Consider the following 24352-nt stretch of genomic DNA (forward strand, 5'->3'; position numbering starts at 1 on the left):
GCCGCGCTGAACGGCCCTGCCCTGCCGGCCGTAAGGAAGGGGAGGGATTCCCGCGCATCCCGGCCGCACCACCCGGAGGTACCCCGCCCGTGGTCATGACGAAGCACACCCCGCCGGGGACCGGCGAACACGCGGACGCGGACCGGCCGGCCCAGGCCCGGCACCTCAACTCCCCTCTCCTGCTCACCCTCGTGCTGGTGCTGGCCGTGATGCTGCAGGACCCGGTGCGCCGGGCGCTGTCCGCGCCGGTGATGCAGAGCTGGATGACGGTGTTCGTCGCGGTGCTGGTGCAGGCCCTGCCGTTCCTGGTGCTGGGGGTGCTGCTGTCGGCGGCGATCGCGGTGTTCGTACCGCCGTCGTTCTTCGCCCGCGCGTTGCCGAAGCGGCCGGTGCTGGCGGTGCCGGTGGCCGGGGTGGCGGGCGCGGTGCTGCCGGGCTGCGAGTGCGCGTCGGTGCCGGTGGCCGGGGCGCTGGTGCGCAGGGGCGTCACACCGGCGGCGGCGCTGGCGTTCCTGCTGTCGGCCCCCGCCATCAACCCGGTGGTGCTGACGGCGACGGCCGTGGCGTTCCCCCGCGACCCGGAGATGGTCCCGGCCCGGTTCGTGGCGAGCCTGCTGGTGGCGTGCGCGATGGGCTGGCTGTGGCACCGCCTGGGCCGCCCCGACTGGCTGCGCCCGCCCGAGCGGGCCTCGTACGAGGGACAGGGCAGGGGAGCGGCGTTCTGGGGGTCGGTCCGGCACGACGTGCTGCACGCGGGCGGGTTCCTGGTGGTCGGCGCGATGGCCGCCGCCACCCTCAAGGCCGTCGTCCCGGCGGGCTGGCTGCGCGTCACGGCGGACCACCCGGTCCTGTCCGTCCTGGCGCTCGCGGTCCTCGCGGTCCTGCTGTCGATCTGCTCGGAGGCGGACGCGTTCGTCGCCGCCTCCCTGACCCAGTTCTCGCTGACGGCCCGGCTGGCCTTCCTGGTGGTGGGCCCGATGATCGACCTGAAGCTGTTCGCCATGCAGGCGGGCACCTTCGGCCGCTCCTTCGCGCTGCGCTTCGCACCGGCGACCTTCGTCCTGGCCGTCGCCGTGTCGGTGCTGACCGGGGCGGTGCTGCTGTGAACCGGCACGCGCAGGCCGCCCTGCTGTTCCTGCTCGGCGCGACCGTGCTGCACGCGGGCGCGACCGACCTGTACCTGCGCTACGTCAAGGCGGGCCTGCGCCCGCTGCTCCTGCTGGCGGGCGTGGCGCTGATCGCGACGGCGCTGGCGACGCTCTGGTACGAACGCCGCCGCCCGCACCCGGCCGGCCACCACCACGAACCGCGCATCTCCTGGCTGCTGGCCCTGCCCGTCCTCGCGCTGATCCTGGTCGCCCCGCCCGCCCTCGGCTCCTACAGCGCCACCCACACGGGCACGGCCCTGCAAAAGCCCTTGGGTTTCCCCGGCCTTCCCGCCACCGGCACGCTGCGCCTCAGCGTGGCCGACTACGCGGGCCGGGCCGTCTACGACGAGCGCTCCCTGCGCGGCCGTACGGTGCGGGTCACGGGCTTCGTCGCCGTGGACCGGGCGGGCACCCCCTACCTGGTGCGCATGGCCCTCAACTGCTGCGCCGCCGACGCCCAGCCCGTCAAGATCGCCCTGACCGGCCGCATCCCCCCGGTCCTTCCGCCCGACACCTGGCTGGAGGTCACCGGCACCTACACGCCCCGGCGCACCAAGGACCCGGTGAACAACGGCCCGATCCCCTACCTCCAGGTCACCGAGGCCCGGCCGGTCCGGGCGCCGTCCGACCCGTACGACGAGACGTGGAACACCTGACGATCCCGTCAAGGTGCCTGAGCGGCAGGCGGGTTGGGCGGGTGGCGGGCCGGGCAGTGACGCCGTGAGGCTGTCACTGCGAGGGGAGCGCACATGAAGATCTTCCTGGACCGCGAGCTGTGCTACGGCTCGGGCGACTGCGCCTACCGGGTCCCGTCCGTCTTCACGGTGGTGGACGGCCTCGGAGCCGTCCTGCCGGGACAGCAGGACACCGGCGACGACCCGCGGGTGCGGGAGGCGGCCGAGAAGTGCCCGGCCCAGGCGATCGGCCTCGGCGAGTAGCGGCCGGGAACGGCCCGGGTCATGCAAAGGCCCGACCGCTGGCGACGGGGGAAGCACCAGCGATCGGGCTGTGGCCAAGACTAACAAGGCCACTGCCGCGGCGGGGGCGGACCGCTGGAGCGGGCCACGGCGCTGTGACCGGTCTCACCGGCGGCTACTCGCAGGGCGGGTCGTACGACAGGCGCGGCAGGTACTCGTGCCAGCGCTCCGGGGTCAGCACGCCCCGGGTCGCCGCGCAGATGCGCGCGATGGCCGCGTCGACGTCCAGGTCCCACAGCCGGACCGTGCCGGCGCCGCTGGAGACCCCGAGCATCTGGCTGTGGGGCCGGAAGGACAGGAAGTTGCCGGTCCTGGCGTTCGGGCTCAGGGACTGGCCGATGGGGGAGGCCTCGGACGGGGTCGCGACGTTCCACAGCCGGATGGTGTTGTCGTTGCCGCCGCTGGCCAGGGTGCGGCCGTCCCGGCTGAAGGTGAGGGAGGCCACCGCCTCGGTGTGCCCGGTGAGGGTGGCGGCCGGGCGCGTGGCGCCGGCGGAGCCGGCGAAGTGCCACAGCCGGACCGTGTCGTCGTCGCTGCCGCTGGCGAGGGTGCGGCCGTCCGGGCCGAAGGCGAGCACGTTGACCGGCCCTTGATGGCCCGTCAGCGGCCGGCCCAGCGCAACCGTGTGCCGGGGGTCGGTCACCTTCCACAGCCGGATGGTGCCGTCGGCGCTGCCGCTGGCGAGGGTGCGGCCGTCCGGGCTGAACTGGAGGGCGTTGACGAACCCCTTGTGGCCGGTGAGCGGCGGGCCGAGCGGAACGGGGCGGGCGGGATCACGGACGTTCCACAGCTGGATGGTGCGGTCGTCGTACGCGGTGGCCAGGGTGTGCCCGTCGGGGCTGTAGGCGAGCGCGTCGGGGCCCATGAACCGGGTCCGCAGCGGCACGGGCCGCCCGTGGGCGACCGGCCGGGCGGGGTCGGCGACGTTCCACAGGTACACCGTGCGGTTGCCCGTGAGGACCGCGAGGGTGCGGCCGTCGGGGGAGAACACGAGGGTGCGCTGGTCGCCGTCGGCGGCCATGAACGGCCGGCCCATCGGCACGGGACGCCCGTGCGCCGTCACGTTCCACAGCCGGATCCGGCCGTCGCGCGCGGCGGTGGCCAGCACCCGCCCGTCCGGCCGGAACGCCCCCGTACTGCCGATCATGTCCGAGGCGGGGATCGACCACAGCCGGACCTTGCTGTCGCCGCTGCCGGTGGCCAGGGTCCGCCCGTCGGGACTGAAGCCGAGGGCGTACATCTCGCCGCTGCCGCCCGCGAGCGGCTCGCCGACCTGCGAGGGGTACGCCGGGTCGCTGACGTTCCACAGGCTGGCCGTGGAGTCCGCGCTGGCCGCGGCGAGCGTGCTGCCGTCCGGGCTGAACGCCACCGACCAGACGGGCCCGGTGTGGCCGGTCAGCGGCGAGCCGAGCGCGGCGGCGCGCGCCGGGTCGGCCACGTCCCACAGCCGTACGGTGTCGTCCGCGCTGCCGCTGGCCAGGGTGCGGCCGTCGGGGCTGAAGGCCACGGAGTGCACCAGGTCCGTGTGGCCGGTCAGGGCCGGGCCGACCGGCTTCGGCCGGCGCGGGTCGGCGGTGTTCCACAGCCGGACCGTGTTGTCGTCGCCGCCCGCCGCCAGGGTGCGGCCGTCCGGGCTGAACGCCACCGACCGCACGGCCGCGCGGTGCCCGGTCAGGGTGGCCGCCCGCCCGGGCCGGGCCGGGTCGGTGACGTCCCACAGGCGCACGGTGCCGTCCTCGCCGGCGGCGGCCAGGGTACGGCCGTCCGGGCTGAAGGCGACCAGGTAGATGGTGCCCTGACGACCGGCCAGGGGCGTGCCCAGCCGGGCCGGCCGGCGGGGGTCGCGCACGTCCCACAGCCGGATCGTGCCGTCGTCCCCGGCGGTGGCCAGGGTGTCGCCGTCCGGGCTGAACACCGCGCTGCTCACCCAGCTCGTCGGGCCCGTCAGGGGCGGGCCGAGGGGCTCGGGACGGCTCCGGTCCGACACGTCCCACAACCGGACGGTGCGGTCGTAGCTGGCGGTGGCCAGCAGGTGCCCGTCCGGGCTGAAGGAGGTGAGGTAGACGGCGCCGGTGTGGCCGCGCAGCGGCGTGGCCAGGGGCGCGTTGACGATGGAGACCAGCCGGTTGCGGGTGCCCTCGTCGCCGGGCCGCAGCCGGTGGGCGACCAGGTCGATCTGGGCGGACAGCGAGGGGTCCGTGTACTGGAAGCGGTCGGCCTCGGCGACGACCTGCTCGAACACCGCGTCGTTGCGCTGCTGCCAGGCCAGCACCGCCGACCCGACGGCCAGCACCGCCAGCACCACCAGGGCCGCCACCGCGCCGCGGCTGATCAGCACCGTACGCCGCCGCAGCCGCACCGAGGCGGCCAGGAACTGGGCCGCGCTGCGGGTCAGGAACGTGTCCCCGGCCGACCGCGCCCAGGTGTGGGCCTGCTCCAGCCGCGACCCCCGGTACAGCAGCGAGGCGTCCCGGCCCGAGTCCTCCCAGGCCCGGCCGTCCTCCTCCAGCCGCTGGCGCAGCAGATGGCCCTGCCGGTCCTCCTCGATCCACTCCCGCAGCCGGGGCCAGGCGTGCAGCAGCGCCTCGTGCGTGATCTCCACCGTCTCCGCGTCGAGCGTCACCAGCCGGGCCCGGACCAGCGCCTCCAGCGACTCCTCGGTCTTGCCGGGGTCCGCCGACTCCTGCGCCAGCTGCCGCCGGGTGCCACGCCTCCGGGTGGCCTGGGTGTCCTCACTGAGCCGGACCAGCCTCAGCAGCAGCAGGCGGGCGGCCGTACGTCCCGCCGGGTCGAGTCCGGACCAGGCCCGCTCGGCGGTCGCCGCCACCGCACCCTGGATGCCGCCGGCCGCCCGGTAGCCCGCCAGGGTCAGCTTCCCCGCCTTGCGCCGCTGCCAGGTGGCGAGCAGGGCGTGCGACAGCAGCGGCAGCACGCCCGCGTCGTGCGCCCCGCGCGGGCCGTCGGCGCTCACCTCCCGCACGATCAGCTCCGCCAGCCCCGGCTCCAGCTCCAGCCCGACGGCCTTGGCCGGGCCGGTGACCGCCTCGCGCAGTTCCGCCGTGGTCAGCGGCCCGAGCACCAGGGGCCGGTGCTGGAGCGCGTCGGCCAGCTCCGGGTGGGCGAGGCACTGCTCGTAGAAGTCGGCCCGGACGCCGATGACCGCGACCGCGGGGACCGGCTCGCCGGGACCGGCCGGGGTGCAGGCGGCGTGCAGGGCCCGGATGAACGTACGCCGGTCGGTCTCCTCGGCGCACAGGGTGAAGGTCTCCTCGAACTGGTCCACGATGACGACGGGCCGCCCGGCTGAGGGTTGCGAGCGGCGCGCCCAGGCGAGGACGGCTTCGCGCACGGCGGCGGCGAAGCCGGGGGTGTCGGGGCCGGGGTCCGTGCTCGGTCGTGTGCTGATGCCCGTGTCCTCGGGGGATCCGGGTGGGCCGGGCTCTTCGGCCGGTGCCGTCGCGGCAGGGGGCGGTCCCGCTCCGGCCAGGACGGGTGCGAGGTCGGGTATGCGCCGGGTCAGCTCCGCCAGCGGATCGGCGCCGGGCACCAGCTGCACCACCTCACCCGGCGGGCCGTCGCCGTCACTCAGCGCGCCCTCGCGCAGCGCGGGTACCAGCCCCGCGTTCAGCAGCGAGGACTTGCCGGCGCCCGAGGCGCCCACCAGCATCACCAGCCCGCCGCCGGCCCGGGCGGCCCGCAACTGGCCGACCAGGGCCTGGGTGCTGCGCTCCCGGCCGAAGAACCACCGGGCGTCCTGCTGCCGGTAGGAGGCCAGCCCCCGGTACGGGCACACGCCCCCGGGCACCGCCGCCTCCGCCGGCCCCTCCTCCTCGGTGTCCGGCGCGGGCCGGTCGCCCACCGGGTCGGCCAGCGCCCGCTCCCACAACCGCTGCCAGTGGGCCAGGTCGTACAGGCCCGGCGACACGGGGGTGGGCCGGGCGCGCCGCGCCTGGGGGATCAGGACCTGGAGCACCGCCGCGAGGGCGGCGAACTGGGCGGGTACGTTCCTGGCCCGCCGCCAGTCGCTGATCCGCTGGGCGGACACCCGGACCGGCCGCCCGCGCTCGTCGACCCGCTGGAGCCGCCCGACCGCCTCGGACACCCGCTTGAGGGGCGGGTTGCCGGCTTCCCTGTAGAGCAGGGCGAGGCGTTCCGCGAAGGCCGTGCGTGCTCCTGTGCCGGCACCCGAGGTCCCCACCCCGTACCTCCCCCCACCTCGCACTCCGGACGGACCTTCCGGACCGGAAAACTCACTTTATACGCCTGACCTGCGGGTTAGTCCTGGTCCGGACACCGCAGCCTCCTCGGTGTGAACACCAGCGGGCAGGATCGTGACGCACGGGCGAGGCGACCGGGCGAGCCCCGGACGGCCCTCGGAGGCATGGCTTCCAGGACGGTTTCCGCCGACGCCGCGAGACGTCGGTGCCACCCCGCCGCGTGCCCCGGCGACCGAGCCGCGCCGCCGCCTTCCGTCCGGCCGTCCCGCACCTCCCTCGATCCGCCCTCTCCTCGGTCCGCACCGGCACCGCACGGCGCGGACCGACACCGCCCCACCGCCCGGTACCGGTCCCCACGAGGGGAGGGACCGGTGCCGCGCCGGTGGGGCGGTGCCCGTCCGGACCGCCGTCTTGACCCTCACACCGTGTCAGGCGCTGAAGTCGGAGACGCCATGTTCACCATCGGAGACTTCGCCCGGCACGGCCGCGTCTCGGTCCGGATGCTGCGTCACTACGACGCCACCGGCCTGCTGCGCCCGGCCCACGTCGACCCGGCCACCGGCTACCGCTACTACACGGCTGCCCAGCTGACGCGTCTCAACCGCGTCATCGCGCTCAAGGAGCTCGGCTTCACCCTCCAGCAGGTGCGCGACATCGTGGAGGAGAAGGTCAGCACCGAGGAACTGCGCGGCATGCTGCGGCTGCGCCAGGCCGAACTGCAGGCCGCGATGGCCGCCACGGCGGCCCGGCTGGTCCAGGTCGAGGCGAGGCTCCGGTCGATCGAGAGCGAGGGTTTCATGCCTACGAACGACGTCGTCGTCAAGCAGGTCCCGCCCGTCCGCGTGGCCGAACTGACCGCCACCGCCGCCAGCTACGAGCCCCAGGACATCACCCCGGTCATCGGCCCGCTGTACGAGGAACTGTTCCGCCGGCTGGACGCCGCGGGCATCCCGGTCACCGGCCCCGGCATCGCCTACTACGAGGACGCCCCGGAGGGCGGCGGTGCCGTCACCATCCACGCGGCGGTCCAGGTCGCGGCCCCGTTGCGGGACGGGGCACCGGGCGACGACCTCCGGGTCCTCGACCTGCCCGGCATCGAGCAGGCCGCGACGATCGTCCACCGCGGCTCGATGGACACCGTCCTGCCGACCGCCCAGTCCCTGGCCCGCTGGATCGACGGCAACGGCTACCGCTCCGCCGGGTATCCCCGCGAGGTCAACCTGGAGTGCCCGGAGAACCGCGACGACTGGGTGACGGAGCTGCAGGCGCCTGTGGTCGCTTCCTGATCTTCTTGAAGGGGGCGGGCGCCGAGGCACTGGTTGTCCCCTGCCTGCGCGCCCGCCCCGCCACCCGGCCGACCGCCCTGACCGTCACGGGCGTCAGGCGGCGGCAGGGAGGTTTTCCGCGCGCTGTCGGCAGTCACGGCAGTGCCCAGGCCCATGCGCGCGGAACGCCCGCTCACAGCCGTCGCAGGTCTGGAAGGGCGGCACGGCCGGGCGGGGAGCGCTTTCGGGGAGCGGCCGCGGAGGCGGTGCGGGCAGGGGTGTCTCCCGGAGGCGGTAGGCGAGGATGCCCGCCGGGCGCGTCAGGAAGTGGTCGGGGAGCCCTGCGGTCAGCTGAGCGGTGATCTGGGCGGGCGCCACACCGGCGCCGAGCCACTGGGCGACGGCCGGCGCCAGACGCACGGCCTCCCGTTCGGACAGGACGAGACGCGGATCGACGCGGCGGAGCGAGGCCAGAACGGCGACCGCCCGAGGGTCGGCGTCGGAGAGCGACGCCGGGTTCTGCGGCTGGTCTCCGGTGGGAACGGGGTCGGCTGCGGGCGACTTACGGGGCCGGGGCGGCTTCGGCGGATCCGGCGGGCCGTCCGCGACCGCGCCGCCGCCGGGTACGTCGTAGAAGTACGTCCGGGTACGGACCTGCCCGGTGGGCGTGCGCTCACGGCGGCGCTCCAGGTATCCGGCCGCTTCGAGCTCCCTGAGCGCTCGGGAGATCAGGATCTCGCCCTCGCTGAAGTGCGCGCACAGGGCGGCGATGCTCACGGGGGAGCCGTCGGGCAGGGAGGAGATGTACGCCGCGACACCGACCGTGACCGCGCTGCCGCGCCGCTGGGCGATGGCGTTGGAGATCACGGTGAAGTCGGCCGTCAGCCGGGTGCGGACGTGGATCACGCCGGAGGTCGGAGCTCCGGCGTCGGCGCGCAGGGGCGCGTTAGACTGCGGGTCAGCCATCGGGAAGCCACTACTTCCTGATCGGTCAGGCCCTCGATCGGGATGCCCGTCCCGGCCGGGGGCCGTCGTCTGTGTGCGGTTGTCGCGGCGAACGTAACCGCCGGTGTCCCGCCCCTGCAAGCCGGTCACCCGGACGGGTGACGCGGGCTTCCTGGCCGGGGAGGGTGGGTGGGCGGGTAGTTCTTTCCCCCGGTTCTTTCAGGAGGTCAGCGGCCCACCGGGCCCTCGCGGACAAGGGCCCGGCGGACGAGGAGGACGGCCGGCTGCCGGGTCCTGGCCGCCTCAGGGGCGGTGCGGGGTTCACCAACGGCTGCGGACAAGGGGGGACTTGCTTCATGGCGGAGCGGGCGACGCTGTTGAGCGATCAGGACTGCCCCTGGCGTGGCGGAGGATGGTGCGCATGTGCGCTCTCTTCGACCCCCCTGAGCCGCGCCGCGTCTCGCCGGGCGAGTACCCGGTGTGGGACCAGGCTCTCGCCCTTGTGAACCGGGACCTGGCGGTGACGCTTCCCCAGCTGGAACCGCTGCGACTGCTGGCTCTTCCGTCCTGCGACGCGGATGAGCTGGAAAACGTCTACGTCGCCATGGCCAACGGCGAGTGGCACGGCAATCACCTGGACCCGAACTCGCAGAACAGCCTTGCCTCTGCGCTGGCGAGTGTCGCCGATGCCGCACAGGAGACCGTCATGGAGCTTTCGTGGCAGGCGTGGCCGCTGTGCCCCGAGCATGGCCTGGGCATGCATCCAAGGGCGGACGCACAGGAGCGACTGTTCTGGTGGTGCGCGGGAGAACGGTCGCGCCGCGGTCCGGCTCATAGCCACGCGGCCGTGGGTGCACTGGCAACTTGGGTGAGTGCTTGACCTAACGGGTCGTTTCGGTGGCGAAGTCGGGAAGTTCGTCGGAGAGGAGTTCCTCGGCGCCGTCCCTTCGCCCGAAGAGCCCCCGCTCCCCACCAGGCAGCCGACGCTGCTCACGCGCTAGCTGTCGGCGCCCTCACCCGCGCGGTCCTTGATCGCCCTGCACAGACAGACACGCAGAGGCCCATTCGCGATCACGCGAATGGGCCTCTGACCTGTGTCGGGGTGGCGGGATTTGAACCCACGACCTCTTCGTCCCGAACGCGATCAGAGCCCACGTGACCACGCTTCGTGGTTACTGACCTGCTCATTCAGCTCCAGCTCCGTCCACCACCGTCCGGGACGGTCCTGGGGGCTGCTGCGTTTGGCCCCCTGTTTGGCCCCCGGACCCTGGGCAGGCACCTCGGGCTGTGAGCTGCTGGGTTGTGGCCTACGAGCCACGCTTGGGTCGGGCTGTCGTGCCTAGATCCCTAGCTCAGACCACTGTCAGACGTCGACGAGTGCTGCGCGGTTCAACTCATCGAGCGAATTAAGAAGTTACTCGCCCAGACAAGCAACTAGCGCTGTACGGTGGTGGCTTCCTGGCGCTACTTACGAAGTAGTGCCCACAATTGGGGGGTTCTGCATGACCTCGATCGATATCGACCCGTCGCGCCTTTCTCTGGTGCGCGAGGAGTCCACCTACCTGGCGCTGCGGACCACGCAGGGCGGCCGGACTGTGTACACGACGCGTGTTCCGCTCGGTGACCTCTCGGTCATCCTTCCTCTGCCGGACCCTGCCAAGCCGGACCCGGACAACCGCAAGGTGGACCCTGTCCACGCCAAGGGGTTCGGTCAGTACCTCGCCGACAAGCCGGACTGGGTAGCGCCGACCCTGCTCGCCCGCGACACGGGCGGCTGTCGTTTCGAGCCGGTCAGCGCGGACGGAACGGTGGGGTATCTCACGGTTCCGTGGGCTCTGGGGGGAATCGCGCGGCTGATCACGATCGACGGGCAGCATCGGATCCTGGGTGTGCACCTGGAGAAGAAGCGCATTACCGATGAGATCGCCCGGATCGATCGGGACCTCCTTCGGACGTCCAACGCTGCGAAGAAGGCGAAGCTGGAGGAGGAGCGCAAGGCCCTCCTTGGACGGATGGACCGCCTGAAGACCGAATACGTCGGGCTCGACATCTACGTCGAGCCCGACGGCATCAGGGGTCAGCAAATGTTCGTGGACGTAGCGGACAACGCGAAGGGCATCTCCAGTGCGGTCCGCGCCCGCTTCGACACGTACCGCATCGCCAACCGGACGCTCGGCGACGTGGTGGAACATCCGCTGCTCAAGGGCAAGGTGGACATCGAAAACGACCGCATGACCGCCAAGAATCGCAACCTCATGGGCGCCAAGCACGTGGCGGACCTGACGCGTGCCGTGATTGCAGGGCCTGGCGGACGCATCAGCAAGAAGGCCGAGGCCACTCTGACCGACAGCGAGGTCATCGAGCAGACGAAGGACTTCCTTAACATCATCTCCACGGCGTTCACCGGGCTCGCCGCGGTCACTGAGGAGGACATCGAGAACTACGACCCCAAGCTCTCTGAGAAGCCGAAGAACGAAGCGCCGGCCCCTCCGACCAAGGCCATGGAGTTGCGCGAAAGCTCCCTGCTCGGGTCGGTGGGCATGCTGCGTGTCTTGGCAGGGGTCTTCAAGAGCCTCCGAGAGGACGGCGTAGACGACGGAGACATCACCGAGTTCTTCAAGCGGCTGGACCGGCACATGGCCGCTCCGATCGCTGGCAACAGCATCTGGAGCACTACGAACGCCAAGGATGACTTCGAGCCCAACGCCTCGGCGCCGATCATGCGCACGCAGAACATCGTGCACCTCACGAGCGTGATCACGGACTGGTACCGGAAGCCGCCGGCCGCCATCTGAGCTTGTCTTTCTAGCGTCCCTGCCGCGACTTCCGCGGCGGGGACGTTCGTGTCTTGGGCGGCGCCGACTCGCGCGGGGCAGTCCAAGGTCCTTGCAGGAAGGCCGGCGGGAGCGTCATGAAGGGCTACTACGCGACGGATCTTCACGACGCGTGGCAGCGCTACTGCCCGCCCCCCGCGGAGAGTGCGCTACTTCCGCTACCTCCGCTACCGGCAGGCAGAGCCCTGAAATCGGTAGCGGATCGGCACTCCGCATCCGCTACCGCGACGCCCCATCCGCTACCCGGCCCCGGGAAGGCCGGTAGCGGCTCCATCCGCTACCGCTACCCCTATCCGCTACCTCGATCATGCCCCTGACCAGGGTGGTAGCGGAGGTAGCGGAAGTAGCGGACCTGACAGGAAGGGGGCCACCGCCCTCGGAAACCCTGCCGAGGAGGCACCGCCGCATGAGCACCGCCGCTGAACCCGCCGAACAGCTCCTCTACCGGCCGGAAGAGGCCGCCAAGGCTCTCCGAATCGGTCGCTCGATGGTCTACGAGGAGATACGGCTCGGACGCCTTCAGACCGTCCGCATCAAGCGCGAGGCAGAGGCCACCGCCTGAATCCCCTCACCCCGTTTAACAGGGCCGCTTCCTTCAGGGCGCGGCCCTGCTCTTTGGAGGCGCAACACAGCATGACCGAGACCCCGAAGCGGGCCCGCAGGGCCGGGCATGGTGAGGACACGATCTACTGGGACCCCGCCAAGAATCGCTACGTGGGGGCCGTTTCTCTGGGGTACGCCCCGAACGGCAAGCGCCGTCGACCGAAGGATCAGGGACTTGAAGAAGGAGGTGCAGACCGGCGTCAAGTCGCCAGCCAACTACACCGTGGTCGACGCGGTGAACGACTGGTTGGAGCGAGGCTTGAAGGGCCGCGACGAGAAGACCGTCAGCAAGAACCGCACGATGGCGAACAAGCACCTGATCCCGTTCATCGGCAAGGCCAAGCTGAAGGATCTCAGCGCGGACGATGTAGACGACTGGTTGGACGACAGGGCCGAAGTGCTCGCGACCCGGAGCCTGCGCGACCTGCTCGCCATCCTGCGCCGTTCCTTGGCGCACGCTCAGCGCAGGGATAAGGCCGCGCGGAACGTGGCCCTGCTCGTCACCGCTCCAGAGGGACGCCCCGGCCGGCCGAGCAAGGCGCTCAATCTGGAACAGGCGAAAGCCGTGCTCGCCGCGGCCCGCCCGTCGCGGTTGTACGCCTACCTCGTGCTCTCACTCCTGAGTGGAGTCCGCACAGAGGAGGCGCAGCCCCTTACCTGGGATTACGTCTTCCTGGAGACGAAGGACGGCCTGCCGCCGCACGTCGCGGTGTGGCGCTCCGTGCGTAAGCACGGCGACACGAAAACCAGGAAGAGCCGGAGGACCATCGCCCTGCCGAAACAGGTGGTCGACGTGCTCGAAGAGCACAAGCGATGGCAGAAGCAGGAGCGGGCATCCAGAGGGATGGAGTGGAGTCCGACCGGCCGTGTCTTCACGACGCGGAGCGGCGAGCCGCTCGACGCAGCGAACGTCCGGCGGGACTTCAAGGCGATCGTGAAGAAGGCCGGGCTGGAGCCCGAGTGGACCCCGCGGGAACTTCGACACAGCTTCGTGTCCCTGCTCTCTGATCACGGCATTCCGCTGGAGACCATCGCTCTGTTGGTCGGCCACAGCAGCCAGACCACCACTGAGGCGGTCTACCGCAAACAGCTCCGGCCAGTGATCACGATGGGCGCCGAAGCGATGGACAAGATCTTCGGTGACCATGAAGGCGAGACGGACGTGACCGGGGCTTGAGGCGCTGGCTTGGCGGAGGTCCCCCATGAGCTTCCGTCGGGTCGGTGACCTCCGGACCAGCTTCTTAGCCCGAGTGCAGACCACAACGTCAGGCGTCCAATAGGCAGCGGCAGAGGTGGATGAAGGAGTCCAGGGCTTCGTGGCTCTGCTCCTTCTCCTCCATCAACTCAGGCAGGCCCATGTCCGCCACCCTGGCCATGGAGGGAACGTAGCTTCCCTCATCTCGGCCGTTAACCAGTAGGAGGCTGTTAGCCCAGAGGGTCAGTTTTGCTACCAGCTCCATCGCAGAGGTGGCTGCTTCTTCTGGCCCCTCCAGTGCTACGAGGCTTATCGCGGTATCGAGCCTGCGGACTGTCTCATGGAACTGCTCGGCAAGATCGCCTGCGGTCGGCTCTTGATCTGCGTAGGCGTCCAAGCTGTAGCCCCCGGCCCTTATGGCCTCAGATGCTTGAGCGACGAGTTGACCGTAGGCATCCCGTTGCTGCTGTCGGCGCCAATGGTCGTGTTGATTCCGCCGCTGGTCCCTTCCAGTCAGCCGCGCAGCCCCCAGCGTGCCTATGACGCCGATGAGGCCACCGATTGCCGCTCCCGCCAACCCCGCTATCCCTTGATCCACGGCGTCATTAAACCCGAGGGCGTCGAGCGCTTGCTCCAGACCTGAGATGGTCGAGGGCTGGGACCAGTTCCCTGCACCCACGGATGGACCGCCGCAAGCGATCCTGGACTGACGCGCTTAGACCTCGGTGAAGTTCGTTTGGCCCCCTGTTTGGCCCCCAAAGCACGTCAGAGGGCCAATCGCGATCATGCGATTGGCCCTCTGACCAGCGTCGGGGTGGCGGGATTTGAACCCACGACCTCTTCGTCCCGAACGAAGCGCGCTGCCAAGCTGCGCTACACCCCGATGTCGCTGCTGTCGCGGCGACGACGTTTACTTTAGCCCACTGGTGGCTGGAGACGAAATCTGGTTTTCCCGCGGTGGCGGACCAGGTCCGGAAGGGTGTGGTCGAGGGCCACGAGGAGGACGGCCAGGGCGTAGACCGCGAGGCCCAGGAGGAAGGCGCTGCGGCCGTGGCCGGGACGGGCGGTGGCAGTGGCGCGGGCATGCCCGGGATCGCGGGGGCTGTGAGGGTTACCCCGTCCGCATCGCGATCGCCTGCCTTGTCGCCGCCGCCGTCGCCGGCGCCGGCGCCGGTCGCCGTCTACGTAGCTTCGCCGTCGCCGTCTATGCGGCTGTCGCCTGCTCCCGCCCCACCAACGTCAGCAACGTGGCCTCCGGCGGGCACGCGAACCGTACCGGCGTGTACCTGCTCGTGCCGCAGCCCGCCGACACGTGGAGGTATGCCGTACGGCCGTCAGCCGTGTGCGTGGACAGGCCCTTCACGCGGTCCGTGTCCAGGTCGCAGTTGGTGACCAGAGCGCCGTAGAAGGGGATGCACAGCTGGCCGCCGTGCGTGTGCCCGGCCAGGATCAGGGGATAGCCGTCGGCGGTGAACGCGTCCAGGACCCGCAGGTAGGGGGCATGGACCACGCCCATCGAGAAGTCGGCCGTGCCGGACGGGCCGCCCGAGACCTCCGCGTACCGGTCGCGCTTGATGTGCGGGTCGTCCAGACCCGTCAGCTCGACCGACACACCCTCGATCTTCAGCGTGTCGCGGGTGTTGGTCAGGTTCAGCCAGCCCGCCGCGTCGAAGCCGTCCCGCAGGTCCTCCCACGGGTTGTGGATCGCGCCGACGACCGGCGGGTTGCCGTTCAGGCCGTGCCGGCCCTGCACCTTCTCGATCAGGTAGCGGGCCGGGTTGCGCAGCCTGGGGCCGTAGTAGTCGTTGGAGCCGAAGACGTACGCGCCCGGGAACTCCATCAGCGGCCCCAGCGCGTCCAGGACCTCCGGTACGCCCTCCGGGTCGGAGAGGTTGTCGCCCGTGTTGATCACGAAGTCGGGGCGCAGGCCCGCCAGCGAACGCAGCCAGCGCTGCTTCTTGCGCTGCCCGCCGACCATGTGGATGTCCGAGACCTGGAGCACGCGCAGGGGGCGCATCCCGGACGGCAGCACCGGGACCGTGACCCGGCGCAGACGGAAGGAGCGGGCCTCGAAGCCCGCCGCGTACACCAGACCGGCGGCACCAGCCGCCGCGATTCCCAGGGGGACCTTGTATCGCGCGCGCATACGTCCATCGTGACAGACCCGGGCGGTGACCGTGCCCGCGGTGTCCGGCACCGCCCTCGCGCGCCACGGACCCTAAATGGGCAGGCGCCCTTCCTGCCGCACCTGCGACAATCGACCCCATGACCACGCTCAAGTCGAAGCTGCAGGATGACCTCAACGCCGCGATCAAGGAGCGCGACGAGCTCCGCTCCTCGACGCTCCGGCTGACGCTCGCCGCGATCACCAAGGAGGAGGTCGCGGGCAAGGAGAAGCGCGAACTCTCCGACGACGAGGTGCAGAAGGTGATCACCCGCGAGGCGAAGAAGCGGCGGGAGGCGGCCGAGGCGTTCGCGCAGGGTGGTCGCAGCGAGCAGGCCGAGCGGGAGAAGGCGGAGGGCGAGGTGCTCGCCGCGTACCTGCCCAAGCAGCTGTCCGACGAGGAGCTGAACGCGATCGTCGCCCAGGCGGTCGAGGAGGCCCGGGCGGCCGGGGCCGAGGGGCCGCGGGCCATGGGCGCCGTCATGAAGATCGTGAACCCGAAGGTCGCCGGTCAGGCGGAGGGCGGCCGGGTCGCCGCCGCGGTGAAGAAGCTGCTGGCCGGCTGACCCGGGCCGAGCACGAGGAGGCCCCCTCGTCCGTACGTACGAACCCGTACGGAGGAGGGGGCCTCTCTCATGGCCGGATCACCCGGCCGGCTGACCACCCGGTTACCCGGGGGCCGGCCGGTCAGCCGCGCCGGCCGCCGTTGCCGTTCCCGTTGCCGCCGTTTCCCTGGCCCTGCCAGAAGTTCTCCGGGATCGAGAAGGAGGGCAGGGGGACGGGGCTGCCGCCCGTGCCGCCGTCGTTGCCACCGCCGCCGACCAGGCCGCCGATGATGCCGCCGGTCCCGTCGTCGCCGTTGTCGCCGTCGCCCCGGCCGTCACCGTCACCGCGTCCGTCGCCGTCCCCGTGGTCGCGGCCGGGAGCCTGAGGGATGTGGACGAGGTCGAAGTCGGGGGCGGGCTTGCCCTCCAGCGCCCCTTCCATCATGTCCCGCCAGATGGGGCCGGGGACCTTGCCGCCGAACACCTTGGCGTACGTCCGGCCGCCGATGGTGATGTCGATCATGCGCCGCTTGTGCGCGGGGTCGCCGACCCACACGGCACCGGCCATGTTCGGCGTGTAGCCCACGAACCAGGCCGCGTAGCGGAAGTCCGTCGTACCGGTCTTGCCGGCGCTGGGGCGGCTGGGCCCGAGACCCGCCTCGGTGCCCGTACCGTCCTCGACGACGCCCTTCAGCAGGGTGTTGATGGTGTCGGCGGTGGTCTCGGACATGGCCCGCGAGCAGGTCGACCTGGGCACCTGGAGCGACTTCGTCTTGCCGCCGATGCGCTGGCTGACCGACTCGATGGCGATCGGCGTGCAGTACATGCCACGCGCGGCGAACGTCGCGTACGCGTTCGCCATGGTCAGCGGGGACATCTCCTGGGTGCCCAGGGCGATCGACGGCACCTGCGGCATCTTCCTGCCGTCGGCGCGCTCGACGCCCATCTTCTTCGCCATCGTCGTCACCGGGCAGATGCCGATGTCGCCGATCATCTCCACGTAGTAGGTGTTGACCGACTTGGCGGTCGCCTCCCGCATGTCGTACGGGCCGACCTCGGACTCGTTCTCGTTCTCCACCTCGGTCGGGCTGGTCCGGCTGTTCCTCCAGACCTTGCCGTCACAGGCCTGGACCGGGCTCGGGTACGCCATCTTGTACGGCGAGGCGTACACCTTGTTGGCCGGCATGCCGTCCTCCAGGGCGGCGGCGGCCACGATCGGCTTGAACGTCGAACCGGGCTGGTAGCCCATGCCGCCGCCCATGTTCTGGTCGACGGAGAGGTTGATCTGCGTCTCGTTCTTCCGGAAGCCGTACGGACGCGACTGGCCCATGGCGAGGATCTTGCCGGTGCCCGGCTGCACGAGGGTGGCGGCCGTGGCCACGTCGTCGCTCTTGTAGACGTGCTCCCTGATCGAGTCCTGCACCGACTCCTGGGCCTGCGGGTCCAGGGTGGTACGGACGGTCAGGCCGCCCTGGTTCCAGAGCTTGGCGCGGGCCTCCTTGGTCTTGCCGAAGACCGGGTCGTTCAGGAAGACCTCGCGGACGTAGTCGCAGAAGAAGCCGGCGCCCTTGACCGCCGTGATGCAGCCGTTCTTCGGCTTGCTGACCTTCAGGCCGAGCGGGGTCCGCTTCGCCCGGTCGGCCTCGGCCTGGGAGATGTCGCCGACGTCGGCCATGCGCTGCAGGACCACGTTGCGCCGCTTGGTGGCTTCCGCCTCGTCGTTGACCGGGTCGTAGCGGCTGGGCGACTGGACGATGCCGGCCAGCAGGGCGGCTTCCTGGAGGTCGAGGTCCTTGGCGGACTTGGAGAAGTAGCGCCGGGCGGCGGCCTCGACGCCGTAGGCCTGCTGGCCGAAGAACGTGATGTTCAGGTAGTTCTCGAGGATCCGCTTCTTGCCGAGCTCCTCCTCGACCTGGATCGCGTACTTCAGCTCGCGGATCTTGCGGCCGAGGGTCTGCTGGGTGGCCTGAGCGACCTTCGTCGGGTCGTCACCGGCCTCCTCCACGAAGACGTTCTTCACGTACTGCTGCGTGAGCGTGGAGGCGCCCTCGGCGACGCCGCCGGTCTGCGCGTTGCGGTTGAGCGCGCGCAGCACGCCCTTCAGGTCGACCGCGCCGTGCTGGTGGAACCGCGCGTCCTCGATGGCGACGATCGCCTTCTGCATGTACGGCGAGATGTCCTTGAGCTCGACCACCGTGCGGTCGCGCGAGTAGACGGTGGCGATCGTGCCGCCGTCGGCGTCGAGGATCGTGGTGCGCTGGCTGAGCGGCGGGGTCTTCATGGTGGCCGGCAGCTCGTCGAAGCTCTCGACCGTTCCCTTCGCCGCCAGTCCCAGCGCGCCGACGGCCGGCAGCGCGATGCCGGCCAGCACGGCTCCCGCGAGCACGCTGACACCGAGGAACTTCGCGGCCTGCTGCGTGGGGGACAGGCCACCGCCCGAGCGCTTCTTTGGCATGACAGCAGCCTAATCCGTACCGGTGAACGTTCCGAGGGAGCACCCGGTTCTCGGGGATCAGCGCCACCCCTGTGCCGACGCGTGGCCCTGGATGACGGCATGACGGCATGACGGCATTGACGGGCGTCATGCCATGACGCCATGACGCCATGACGGCATGGCAAAGTCCCGCGGCTCCCTGCTCATTCGCCGGACAGGCCCACAGGCCTTGGCCTAAGCTGCTCTCGGCTGTCACGGCGGCAGGGCCATGTATCCATACGTCGGGCGACCCGAAACGTTTCGGCACTGCCCAGGGTTTTTCGATGGAGGCGTGCCCGAATCCGCCTTGTGTGTCATCCGGCGTCCCTTGTGACGCCAGTGAACTGTCCCGGTTGGCCGGGAACGTCACGTATGTCGCCACCTCACTCCCCCGGGTGATCTGCCGCTTACCCATAGTCCGTTCGGGCCATTCAAGATTGGGCCCGCTGGGGGTGTTGCGCCGTGCCCACCTTCCGTAACGTCCTCAACTGGCGGCGGTGAATATGCCGCTGCCGCCGTGGGGGAGCCTCGATTCGGGAGAGGACGGCGCCGGTATGGGCTGGGTAACCGACTGGAGTGCGCAGGCGGCCTGCCGCACTACCGATCCGGATGAACTGTTCGTTCAGGGAGCAGCGCAGAACAGGGCCAAGGCGGTGTGCACCGGATGCCCGGTGCGCACGGAGTGCCTGGCCGACGCGCTGGACAACCGCGTCGAGTTCGGCGTGTGGGGAGGCATGACGGAACGTGAGCGCCGCGCACTGCTGCGCCGGCGGCCCACCGTGACCTCCTGGCGCCGGCTGCTGGAGACCGCGCGCATGGAGTACGAGCGGGGCACCGGAGTCGTGCCCCTGGGCGACGACGAGGTGTACGAGAACTACGCGGCGGTCAGCTGAGAGGCCCCACCGGGCCTCCCCGGCAGCGCCCAGGACCATCTGGTGCGCCCGCGCGTCCACGCTGGTCGTGTGCGTGCGCTGGTCGTGTTCATGCACTGGCCGTGTTCAGGCACGGCCGCGTTCAGTCACCGGCCGTGTTCAGGGGCAGCTCCGGCCGGTTGTCCGCGAGACGGTTGCCGATGTCGCGCAGTCCCGCGAGGTCGTGCACATCGCCGGGCAGCGCGGCCACTTCCGCCACCGCCACCTCGGGGTGGAGCGCCGTGAAGCGGTCACGCGTGCGCTGCTCACGGGCGAGCAACTGCATACGGTCGGCGTGCAGCCTCAGCAGGCCCGCGACGAGCCGGTCGACGGGCCGCTCCCCGTCCGTGGCGTCGGCGTCCGGGTCCGGGGCCGAGCTCAGGACGGCGGGGGAGCCATCGTCGGGAGCCGGTGCGGCCAAGGCTCCGGGGCCGGACCTGGGAGATTCTGAACTGCCGTTTGTGTCGGGGGAGTTACGAAGTCCAGCTTTCCCGTCCGGGTGATCCACAATGCGGGGGTCCTCAAGATTTTCCGCAGCGGCGAGCGCCCGCTCGGCCGACAGCCCCTCGGCGCCGCTGCCGTGCACCCGGTTGAGCACCAGACCGGCGAGCGGCATGCTCTCCGCCGCCAGGCGCTCCACGAAGTAGGCGGCCTCGCGCAGCGCGTCCCGCTCCGGGGCCGCCACCACCAGGAACGCCGTCCCGGGCGCCTGGAGCAGCTTGTACGTGGCGTCCGCGCGGGTGCGGAACCCGCCGAAGGTGGTGTCCATCGCGGCCACGAACGTCTGGACGTCCTTCAGCAGCTGACCGCCCAGCAGCTTGCCGAGCGTGCCGGTCATCATCGACATGCCGACGTTCAGGAACTTCATGCCCGCGCGGCCGCCCAGCTTCGCCGGAGCCGTCAGCAGCCGGATCAGCCGCCCGTCCAGGAACGAGCCGAGCCGCTTGGGCGCGTCCAGGAAGTCCAGGGCGGAGCGGGAGGGCGGTGTGTCCACCACGATCAGGTCCCACTCGTCCCGGGACCGCAGCTGCCCCAGCTTCTCCATCGCCATGTACTCCTGCGTGCCCGCGAAGCCCGCCGAGAGCGACTGGTAGAAGGGGTTGCCCAGGATGGCGGCCGCCCGGTCCGGGTCCGCGTGCGCCTCGACGATCTCGTCGAAGGTGCGCTTCATGTCGAGCATCATCGCGTGCAGTTCGCCGCCCGCGCTCTCGTCGATGCCCTTCACCCGGCGCGGGGTGTTGTCCAGCGAGTCGATGCCCATGGACTGGGCGAGCCGGCGCGCCGGGTCGATGGTGAGGACCACGACCTTGCGGCCCCGCTCGGCGGCGCGCAGCCCGATGGCCGCGGCCGTGGTCGTCTTGCCGACGCCTCCCGCGCCGCAGCAGACCACGATCCGGGTCTCCGGGTCCTCGATGAGCGGGTCGAGGTCGAGCACGCGCGCGGGGGTCAGGTGGGGGCGGGCCGCGTCGTGCGTGTGTGCCGGGTCCGTACGGCTCATGACATCCCCTGCTTCCCACTCGTGACGTGCCCTGCCCGACGACCGGTGACGGGCTGCGGCGGCCGGCCGGCCCGCCTGGTGACAGGCCCTGCCCGCCTCATGACACACCCTGCCCGCGCAGCTCGCGGGCCAGCGCGTACAGCCCCGCCAGGTCCATGCCCTCGGCGAACAGCGGCAGTTCGTGCGTCGGCAGGCCCAGCTCACCCAGGACGGCACGCTGCTCCTGCTCCAGCGTGTACCGCTCGGCGTACTCCTCGGCCTGCGCGAGCAGCGGGTCCACCAGCCGCTCGGCGTGACCGCCGCGCCGCGCCCCGCCCAGCCCGGCCGCCGACAGCACCTGGGCAACAGAGGAACGCGGGAGCGTCCGTACGAGTTCCAGGTCGTCGGCGTCCAACACCTCGGGCCGCACCATGTTCACGATGATCCGGCCCACCGGCAGCCGTGCCGCGCGCAGCTCGGCGATGCCGTCCACGGTCTCCTGGACGGGCATCTCCTCGAGCAGGGTCACCAGGTGCACGGCCGTCTCGGCCGACTTCAGCACCCGCATGACCGCCTGCGCCTGATTGTGTATCGGGCCGATCTTGGCGAGCCCGGCGACCTCGTCGTTGACGTTGAGGAAGCGGGTGATGCGGCCGGTCGGCGGCGCGTCCATGACGACGTAGTCGTAGACGAACCGCCCGGCCCTGTCCTTGCGCCGCACCGCCTCGCACGCCTTGCCGGTCAGGAGTACGTCCCGCAGGCCCGGTGCGATGGTGGTGGCGAAGTCGATCGCGCCGATCTTCTTCAGGGCCCGTCCGGCACCGCCCAGTTTGTAGAACATCTGGAGGTAGTCCAGAAGGGCCAGTTCGGGGTCGATGGCCAGTGCGTACACCTCCCCGCCCCCGGGAGCGACGGCGATCTTGCGCTCCTCATAAGGCAGCGCCTCCGTCTCGAAGAGCTGTGCGATGCCCTGGCGGCCCTCGACCTCGACGAGAAGCGTCCGCTTCCCCTCCGTGGCCAGGGCCAGCGCGAGGGCCGCGGCCACCGTGGTCTTGCCGGTACCGCCCTTGCCGCTGACGACCTGGAGCCTGCTCACGTCTTCGAGCGTAACCAGTCCGGGCGCGGAGCAAGCGGGAGGCTGTGGACAACAGGGTCGAGGTCGGCCATCCGACCCCGGCCGGGCAGCGGCTAGAGTCGGCCGCATGACCAAGTGGGAATACGCAACCGTGCCGCTGCTCGTCCACGCCACGAAGCAGATCCTGGACACCTGGGGCGAGGACGGCTGGGAGCTCGTCCAGGTCGTGCCCGGGCCGAACAACCCCGAGCAGCTCGTGGCCTACCTGAAGCGGGAGAAGCAGTGATGAGCGCCGTCGAGGCGAAACTGGCCGAGCTCGGCCTGACCCTGCCCGAGGTCGTCCCGCCGCTCGCCGCCTACCAGCCGGCCGTGCAGTCCGGGCCGTACGTCTACACCGCCGGGCAGCTGCCGATGGTGGACGGCAAGCTCCCGGTCACCGGCAAGGTCGGCGCCGAGGTCACCCCGGAGGAGGCCAAGGAGCTGGCACGCACGTGTGCGCTCAACGCCCTGGCCGCCGTGAAGTCGATCGCCGGTGACCTGGACCGCATCGCGCGGGTCGTGAAGGTGGTCGGCTACGTGGCCTCCGCGTCGGACTTCACCGGCCAGCCGGCGGTGCTCAACGGCGCCAGCGAGCTGCTGGGCGCCGTCCTCGGTGACAAGGGCGTGCACGCGCGCAGCGCGGTGGGCGTGGCGGTGCTGCCGCTGGACGCGCCGGTGGAGGTCGAGATCCAGGTGGAGCTGGCGTAACGCACCGCGTGCGGCCCCTGGTCCCTCTCGAACATTCGCGCACCAGCAGATAGCCTCCGGCCATGGCGAATGGTCAGGCGAACGGTCAGTGGTACCCCCCGGAGTGGCCGGACCGCATCCGCGCGCTCGCGGCCGGCACCCTCACCCCGGTCACCCCGAAACGCGCGGCCACCGTCATGCTCCTGAAGGACACCGGCGGCGGTCCGGTCGTCCACATGCTGCGCCGACGCGCCTCCATGGCCTTCGCCGGAGGCGCGTACGCGTATCCGGGCGGCGGCGTCGACCCCCGCGACGACGACCGTCGCATCCGCTGGGCGGGCCCCACGCGCGCGTGGTGGGCACACCGGCTCGGCGTCGACGAGACGGCGGCCCAGGCGATCGTCTGCGCGGCCGTCCGGGAGACGTACGAGGAAGCGGGCGTCCTGCTCGCCGGCCCGACGCCCGAGACGGTGGTCGGTGACACCACCGGCGACGACTGGGAGGCGGACCGCGCGGCCCTGGTGGCCCGTGACACGTCCTTCGCCGAGTTCCTGGACCGCAGGGGGCTGGTCCTGCGCTCCGACCTCCTGGGCGCCTGGACGCGCTGGATCACCCCGGAGTTCGAGCCCCGCCGCTACGACACCTGGTTCTTCGTGGCCGCCCTCCCCAAGGGGCAGCGCACCCGCAACGCCTCCACGGAGGCCGACCGCACCGTGTGGATCGCCCCGGCCGAGGCGGCGGCCGGCTACGACAAGGGCGAGCTGCTGATGATGCCGCCGACCATCGCGACCCTGCGCCAGCTGCTGCCGTACGGCACGGCGGCCGAGGCGCTCGCGGCCGCACAGGGGCGCGACCTGACGCCCGTGCTGGCCAGTGCCCGCCTGGAGAACGGCGAGGTCGTGCTGTCCTGGCCGGGCCACGACGAGTTCACCAAGCACATCCCGACCGGTGGAGCCCCCGCATGACGGACGCAGCAGCCCTGCCCGGCCAGCCCCGAGGAGCGGTCCTCTCGGGACCCGCCACGCCCCGGGCCGTCAACGTGCTGGCGCCCAACCCCTCGCCGATGACCCTGGACGGCACCAACACCTGGCTCCTGTCCGAGCCGGACTCCCCTCTCGCGGTCGTCGTCGACCCCGGGCCGCTGGACGAGGGGCACCTGCGGCACGTCGTCGACACCGCCGAGCGGGCCGGCAAGCGCGTCGCCCTCACCCTTCTGACCCACGGTCATCCCGATCACGCCGAGGGCGCCGTCCGCTTCGCCGAGCTGACCGGCACGCGTGTGCGGGCCCTCGACCCGGCGCTGCGGCTGGGCGACGAGGGCCTGGCCGCCGGAGACGTCATCACCGTCGGCGGACTGGAACTGAGGGTCGTCCCCACCCCCGGGCACACCGCCGACTCGCTCTGCTTCCACCTCCCGGCCGACCAGGCGGTGCTCACCGGCGACACGATCCTGGGCCGCGGCACGACCGTCGTGGCCCACCCCGACGGCCGCCTGGGCGACTACCTGGCCTCCCTGCGGCGCCTGAGGTCGCTCACCGTCGACGACGGCGTGCACACCGTCCTGCCCGGCCACGGGCCCGTCCTGGAGGACGCCCAGGGCGCCGTCGAGTACTACCTCGCCCACCGCGCCCACCGCCTCGCCCAGGTCGAGACGGCCGTGGAGGACGGCTACCGCACCCCGGCCGAGGTCGTCGCCCACGTCTACGCGGACGTGGACCGCTCCCTGTGGCCGGCGGCGGAGCTGTCGGTACGGGCGCAGCTGGACTACCTCGAGGAGCACGGGCTGATCTAGCCGGC

General features: G+C 71.4%; 22 protein-coding genes, 1 tRNA gene and 2 pseudogenes. 16 read left to right on the top strand and 9 right to left on the bottom strand.

Going from position 1 to position 24352, the window contains the following annotated elements:
* Positions 1-95: 95 nt before the first annotated feature.
* The 3 genes from AB0K80_RS11620 to AB0K80_RS11630 all read left to right on the top strand — a co-directional run bounded on the left by AB0K80_RS11620 (position 96) and on the right by AB0K80_RS11630 (position 2086).
* On the top strand, positions 96-1106 hold the full coding sequence (locus AB0K80_RS11620; RefSeq protein ID WP_365668301.1) for a permease: 1011 nt from the start codon (positions 96-98) through the stop codon (positions 1104-1106).
* Entirely contained in the window at positions 1103-1804 is a 702-nt protein-coding gene (locus AB0K80_RS11625; protein WP_365668303.1) for a TIGR03943 family protein, read from the top strand. The genes AB0K80_RS11620 and AB0K80_RS11625 overlap by 4 nt, the downstream gene beginning before the upstream one ends.
* Before the next feature lie 93 nt (positions 1805-1897).
* On the top strand, positions 1898-2086 hold the full coding sequence (locus AB0K80_RS11630; RefSeq protein WP_365668305.1) for a ferredoxin: 189 nt from the start codon (positions 1898-1900) through the stop codon (positions 2084-2086).
* 154 nt (positions 2087-2240) lie between these two features.
* Here AB0K80_RS11630 and AB0K80_RS11635 read toward each other — a convergent pair whose 3' ends face one another.
* Positions 2241-6323: an AAA family ATPase gene (locus tag AB0K80_RS11635; RefSeq protein ID WP_365668307.1), complete on the bottom strand. Its 4083-nt coding sequence runs from the start codon at positions 6321-6323 to the stop codon at positions 2241-2243.
* 471 nt (positions 6324-6794) lie between these two features.
* Here AB0K80_RS11635 and AB0K80_RS11640 point away from each other — a divergent pair, with 471 nt between their 5' ends.
* Positions 6795-7628, top strand: coding sequence for a MerR family transcriptional regulator (locus AB0K80_RS11640; protein WP_365668308.1), 834 nt, complete (start codon positions 6795-6797; stop codon positions 7626-7628).
* 93 nt (positions 7629-7721) lie between these two features.
* Here AB0K80_RS11640 and AB0K80_RS11645 read toward each other — a convergent pair whose 3' ends face one another.
* On the bottom strand, positions 7722-8573 hold the full coding sequence (locus tag AB0K80_RS11645) for a hypothetical protein (protein WP_365668310.1): 852 nt from the start codon (positions 8571-8573) through the stop codon (positions 7722-7724).
* A gap of 400 nt (positions 8574-8973) precedes the next feature.
* On the opposite strand from AB0K80_RS11645, the gene AB0K80_RS11650 reads away from it, so the two are divergent.
* The 5 genes and pseudogenes from AB0K80_RS11650 to AB0K80_RS11670 all read left to right on the top strand — a co-directional run bounded on the left by AB0K80_RS11650 (position 8974) and on the right by AB0K80_RS11670 (position 13166).
* Positions 8974-9432 (top strand): hypothetical protein, encoded by a 459-nt coding sequence (locus tag AB0K80_RS11650; RefSeq protein WP_365668312.1) that lies wholly within the window; start codon positions 8974-8976, stop codon positions 9430-9432.
* 622 nt (positions 9433-10054) lie between these two features.
* A complete protein-coding gene (locus AB0K80_RS11655; protein ID WP_365668314.1) occupies positions 10055-11347 on the top strand; it encodes a DNA sulfur modification protein DndB in 1293 nt (430 codons plus the stop codon).
* Positions 11348-11445: 98 nt separating this feature from the next.
* Positions 11446-11703: pseudogene (locus tag AB0K80_RS11660) on the top strand (hypothetical protein); the annotation flags it as partial.
* 89 nt (positions 11704-11792) lie between these two features.
* Positions 11793-11948 (top strand): DNA-binding protein, encoded by a 156-nt coding sequence (locus AB0K80_RS11665; protein ID WP_365668316.1) that lies wholly within the window; start codon positions 11793-11795, stop codon positions 11946-11948.
* 216 nt (positions 11949-12164) lie between these two features.
* On the top strand, positions 12165-13166 hold the full coding sequence (locus AB0K80_RS11670) for a site-specific integrase (RefSeq protein ID WP_365668318.1): 1002 nt from the start codon (positions 12165-12167) through the stop codon (positions 13164-13166).
* A gap of 88 nt (positions 13167-13254) precedes the next feature.
* Here the strand turns inward: AB0K80_RS11670 and AB0K80_RS11675 are convergent, their stop codons facing one another.
* The gene (locus AB0K80_RS11675; protein ID WP_365668320.1) at positions 13255-13581 is read right to left on the bottom strand and encodes a hypothetical protein; all 327 of its coding nucleotides are present in this window, start codon (positions 13579-13581) and stop codon (positions 13255-13257) included.
* A gap of 33 nt (positions 13582-13614) precedes the next feature.
* Here AB0K80_RS11675 and AB0K80_RS11680 point away from each other — a divergent pair, with 33 nt between their 5' ends.
* Complete coding sequence (locus AB0K80_RS11680) at positions 13615-13827, top strand: hypothetical protein (RefSeq protein ID WP_365668322.1); 213 nt, start codon at positions 13615-13617, stop codon at positions 13825-13827.
* Between the two features lie 166 nt (positions 13828-13993).
* Here AB0K80_RS11680 and AB0K80_RS11685 read toward each other — a convergent pair.
* The 3 genes and pseudogenes from AB0K80_RS11685 to AB0K80_RS11695 all read right to left on the bottom strand — a co-directional run bounded on the left by AB0K80_RS11685 (position 13994) and on the right by AB0K80_RS11695 (position 15330).
* Positions 13994-14067 (bottom strand) — tRNA-Pro (locus AB0K80_RS11685).
* 32 nt (positions 14068-14099) lie between these two features.
* Positions 14100-14228, bottom strand: a pseudogene (locus tag AB0K80_RS11690) (integral membrane regulator); the annotation flags it as partial.
* 160 nt (positions 14229-14388) lie between these two features.
* Complete coding sequence (locus AB0K80_RS11695; RefSeq protein ID WP_365668324.1) at positions 14389-15330, bottom strand: metallophosphoesterase; 942 nt, start codon at positions 15328-15330, stop codon at positions 14389-14391.
* A gap of 119 nt (positions 15331-15449) precedes the next feature.
* Here AB0K80_RS11695 and AB0K80_RS11700 point away from each other — a divergent pair, with 119 nt between their 5' ends.
* Entirely contained in the window at positions 15450-15914 is a 465-nt protein-coding gene (locus tag AB0K80_RS11700) for a GatB/YqeY domain-containing protein (RefSeq protein WP_365668326.1), read from the top strand.
* Positions 15915-16035: 121 nt separating this feature from the next.
* On the opposite strand, the gene AB0K80_RS11705 is transcribed toward AB0K80_RS11700, so the two are convergent.
* The gene (locus AB0K80_RS11705; RefSeq protein WP_365668328.1) at positions 16036-18348 is read right to left on the bottom strand and encodes a transglycosylase domain-containing protein; all 2313 of its coding nucleotides are present in this window, start codon (positions 18346-18348) and stop codon (positions 16036-16038) included.
* A 572-nt stretch (positions 18349-18920) separates the two neighbouring features.
* Here AB0K80_RS11705 and wblA point away from each other — a divergent pair.
* Positions 18921-19259 carry a transcriptional regulator WblA gene (gene wblA / locus AB0K80_RS11710; protein ID WP_365668330.1) on the top strand — a complete coding sequence of 113 codons (339 nt, stop codon included), beginning with the start codon at positions 18921-18923 and terminating at the stop codon, positions 19257-19259.
* A 121-nt stretch (positions 19260-19380) separates the two neighbouring features.
* Here the strand turns inward: wblA and AB0K80_RS11715 are convergent, their stop codons facing one another.
* Positions 19381-20775, bottom strand: coding sequence for an ArsA family ATPase (locus AB0K80_RS11715; protein WP_365668332.1), 1395 nt, complete (start codon positions 20773-20775; stop codon positions 19381-19383).
* A gap of 97 nt (positions 20776-20872) precedes the next feature.
* The gene (locus AB0K80_RS11720; protein WP_365668334.1) at positions 20873-21850 is read right to left on the bottom strand and encodes an ArsA-related P-loop ATPase; all 978 of its coding nucleotides are present in this window, start codon (positions 21848-21850) and stop codon (positions 20873-20875) included.
* Between the two features lie 106 nt (positions 21851-21956).
* Here AB0K80_RS11720 and AB0K80_RS11725 point away from each other — a divergent pair, with 106 nt between their 5' ends.
* From AB0K80_RS11725 to AB0K80_RS11740, 4 genes are all read left to right on the top strand, one after another.
* Positions 21957-22115, top strand: coding sequence for a DUF4177 domain-containing protein (locus tag AB0K80_RS11725; RefSeq protein WP_003991873.1), 159 nt, complete (start codon positions 21957-21959; stop codon positions 22113-22115).
* The gene (locus tag AB0K80_RS11730) at positions 22115-22576 is read left to right on the top strand and encodes a RidA family protein (RefSeq protein WP_365668336.1); all 462 of its coding nucleotides are present in this window, start codon (positions 22115-22117) and stop codon (positions 22574-22576) included. The genes AB0K80_RS11725 and AB0K80_RS11730 overlap by 1 nt, the downstream gene beginning before the upstream one ends.
* A gap of 62 nt (positions 22577-22638) precedes the next feature.
* On the top strand, positions 22639-23520 hold the full coding sequence (locus AB0K80_RS11735) for an NUDIX hydrolase (protein WP_365668338.1): 882 nt from the start codon (positions 22639-22641) through the stop codon (positions 23518-23520).
* Entirely contained in the window at positions 23517-24347 is an 831-nt protein-coding gene (locus tag AB0K80_RS11740; protein ID WP_365668340.1) for an MBL fold metallo-hydrolase, read from the top strand. Before AB0K80_RS11735 ends, AB0K80_RS11740 begins: the two co-directional genes overlap by 4 nt.
* Positions 24348-24352: the final 5 nt, after the last annotated feature.

Source organism: Streptomyces sp. NPDC052682, assembly GCF_040678435.1.
Taxonomy (GTDB): Bacteria; Actinomycetota; Actinomycetes; order Streptomycetales; family Streptomycetaceae; genus Streptomyces.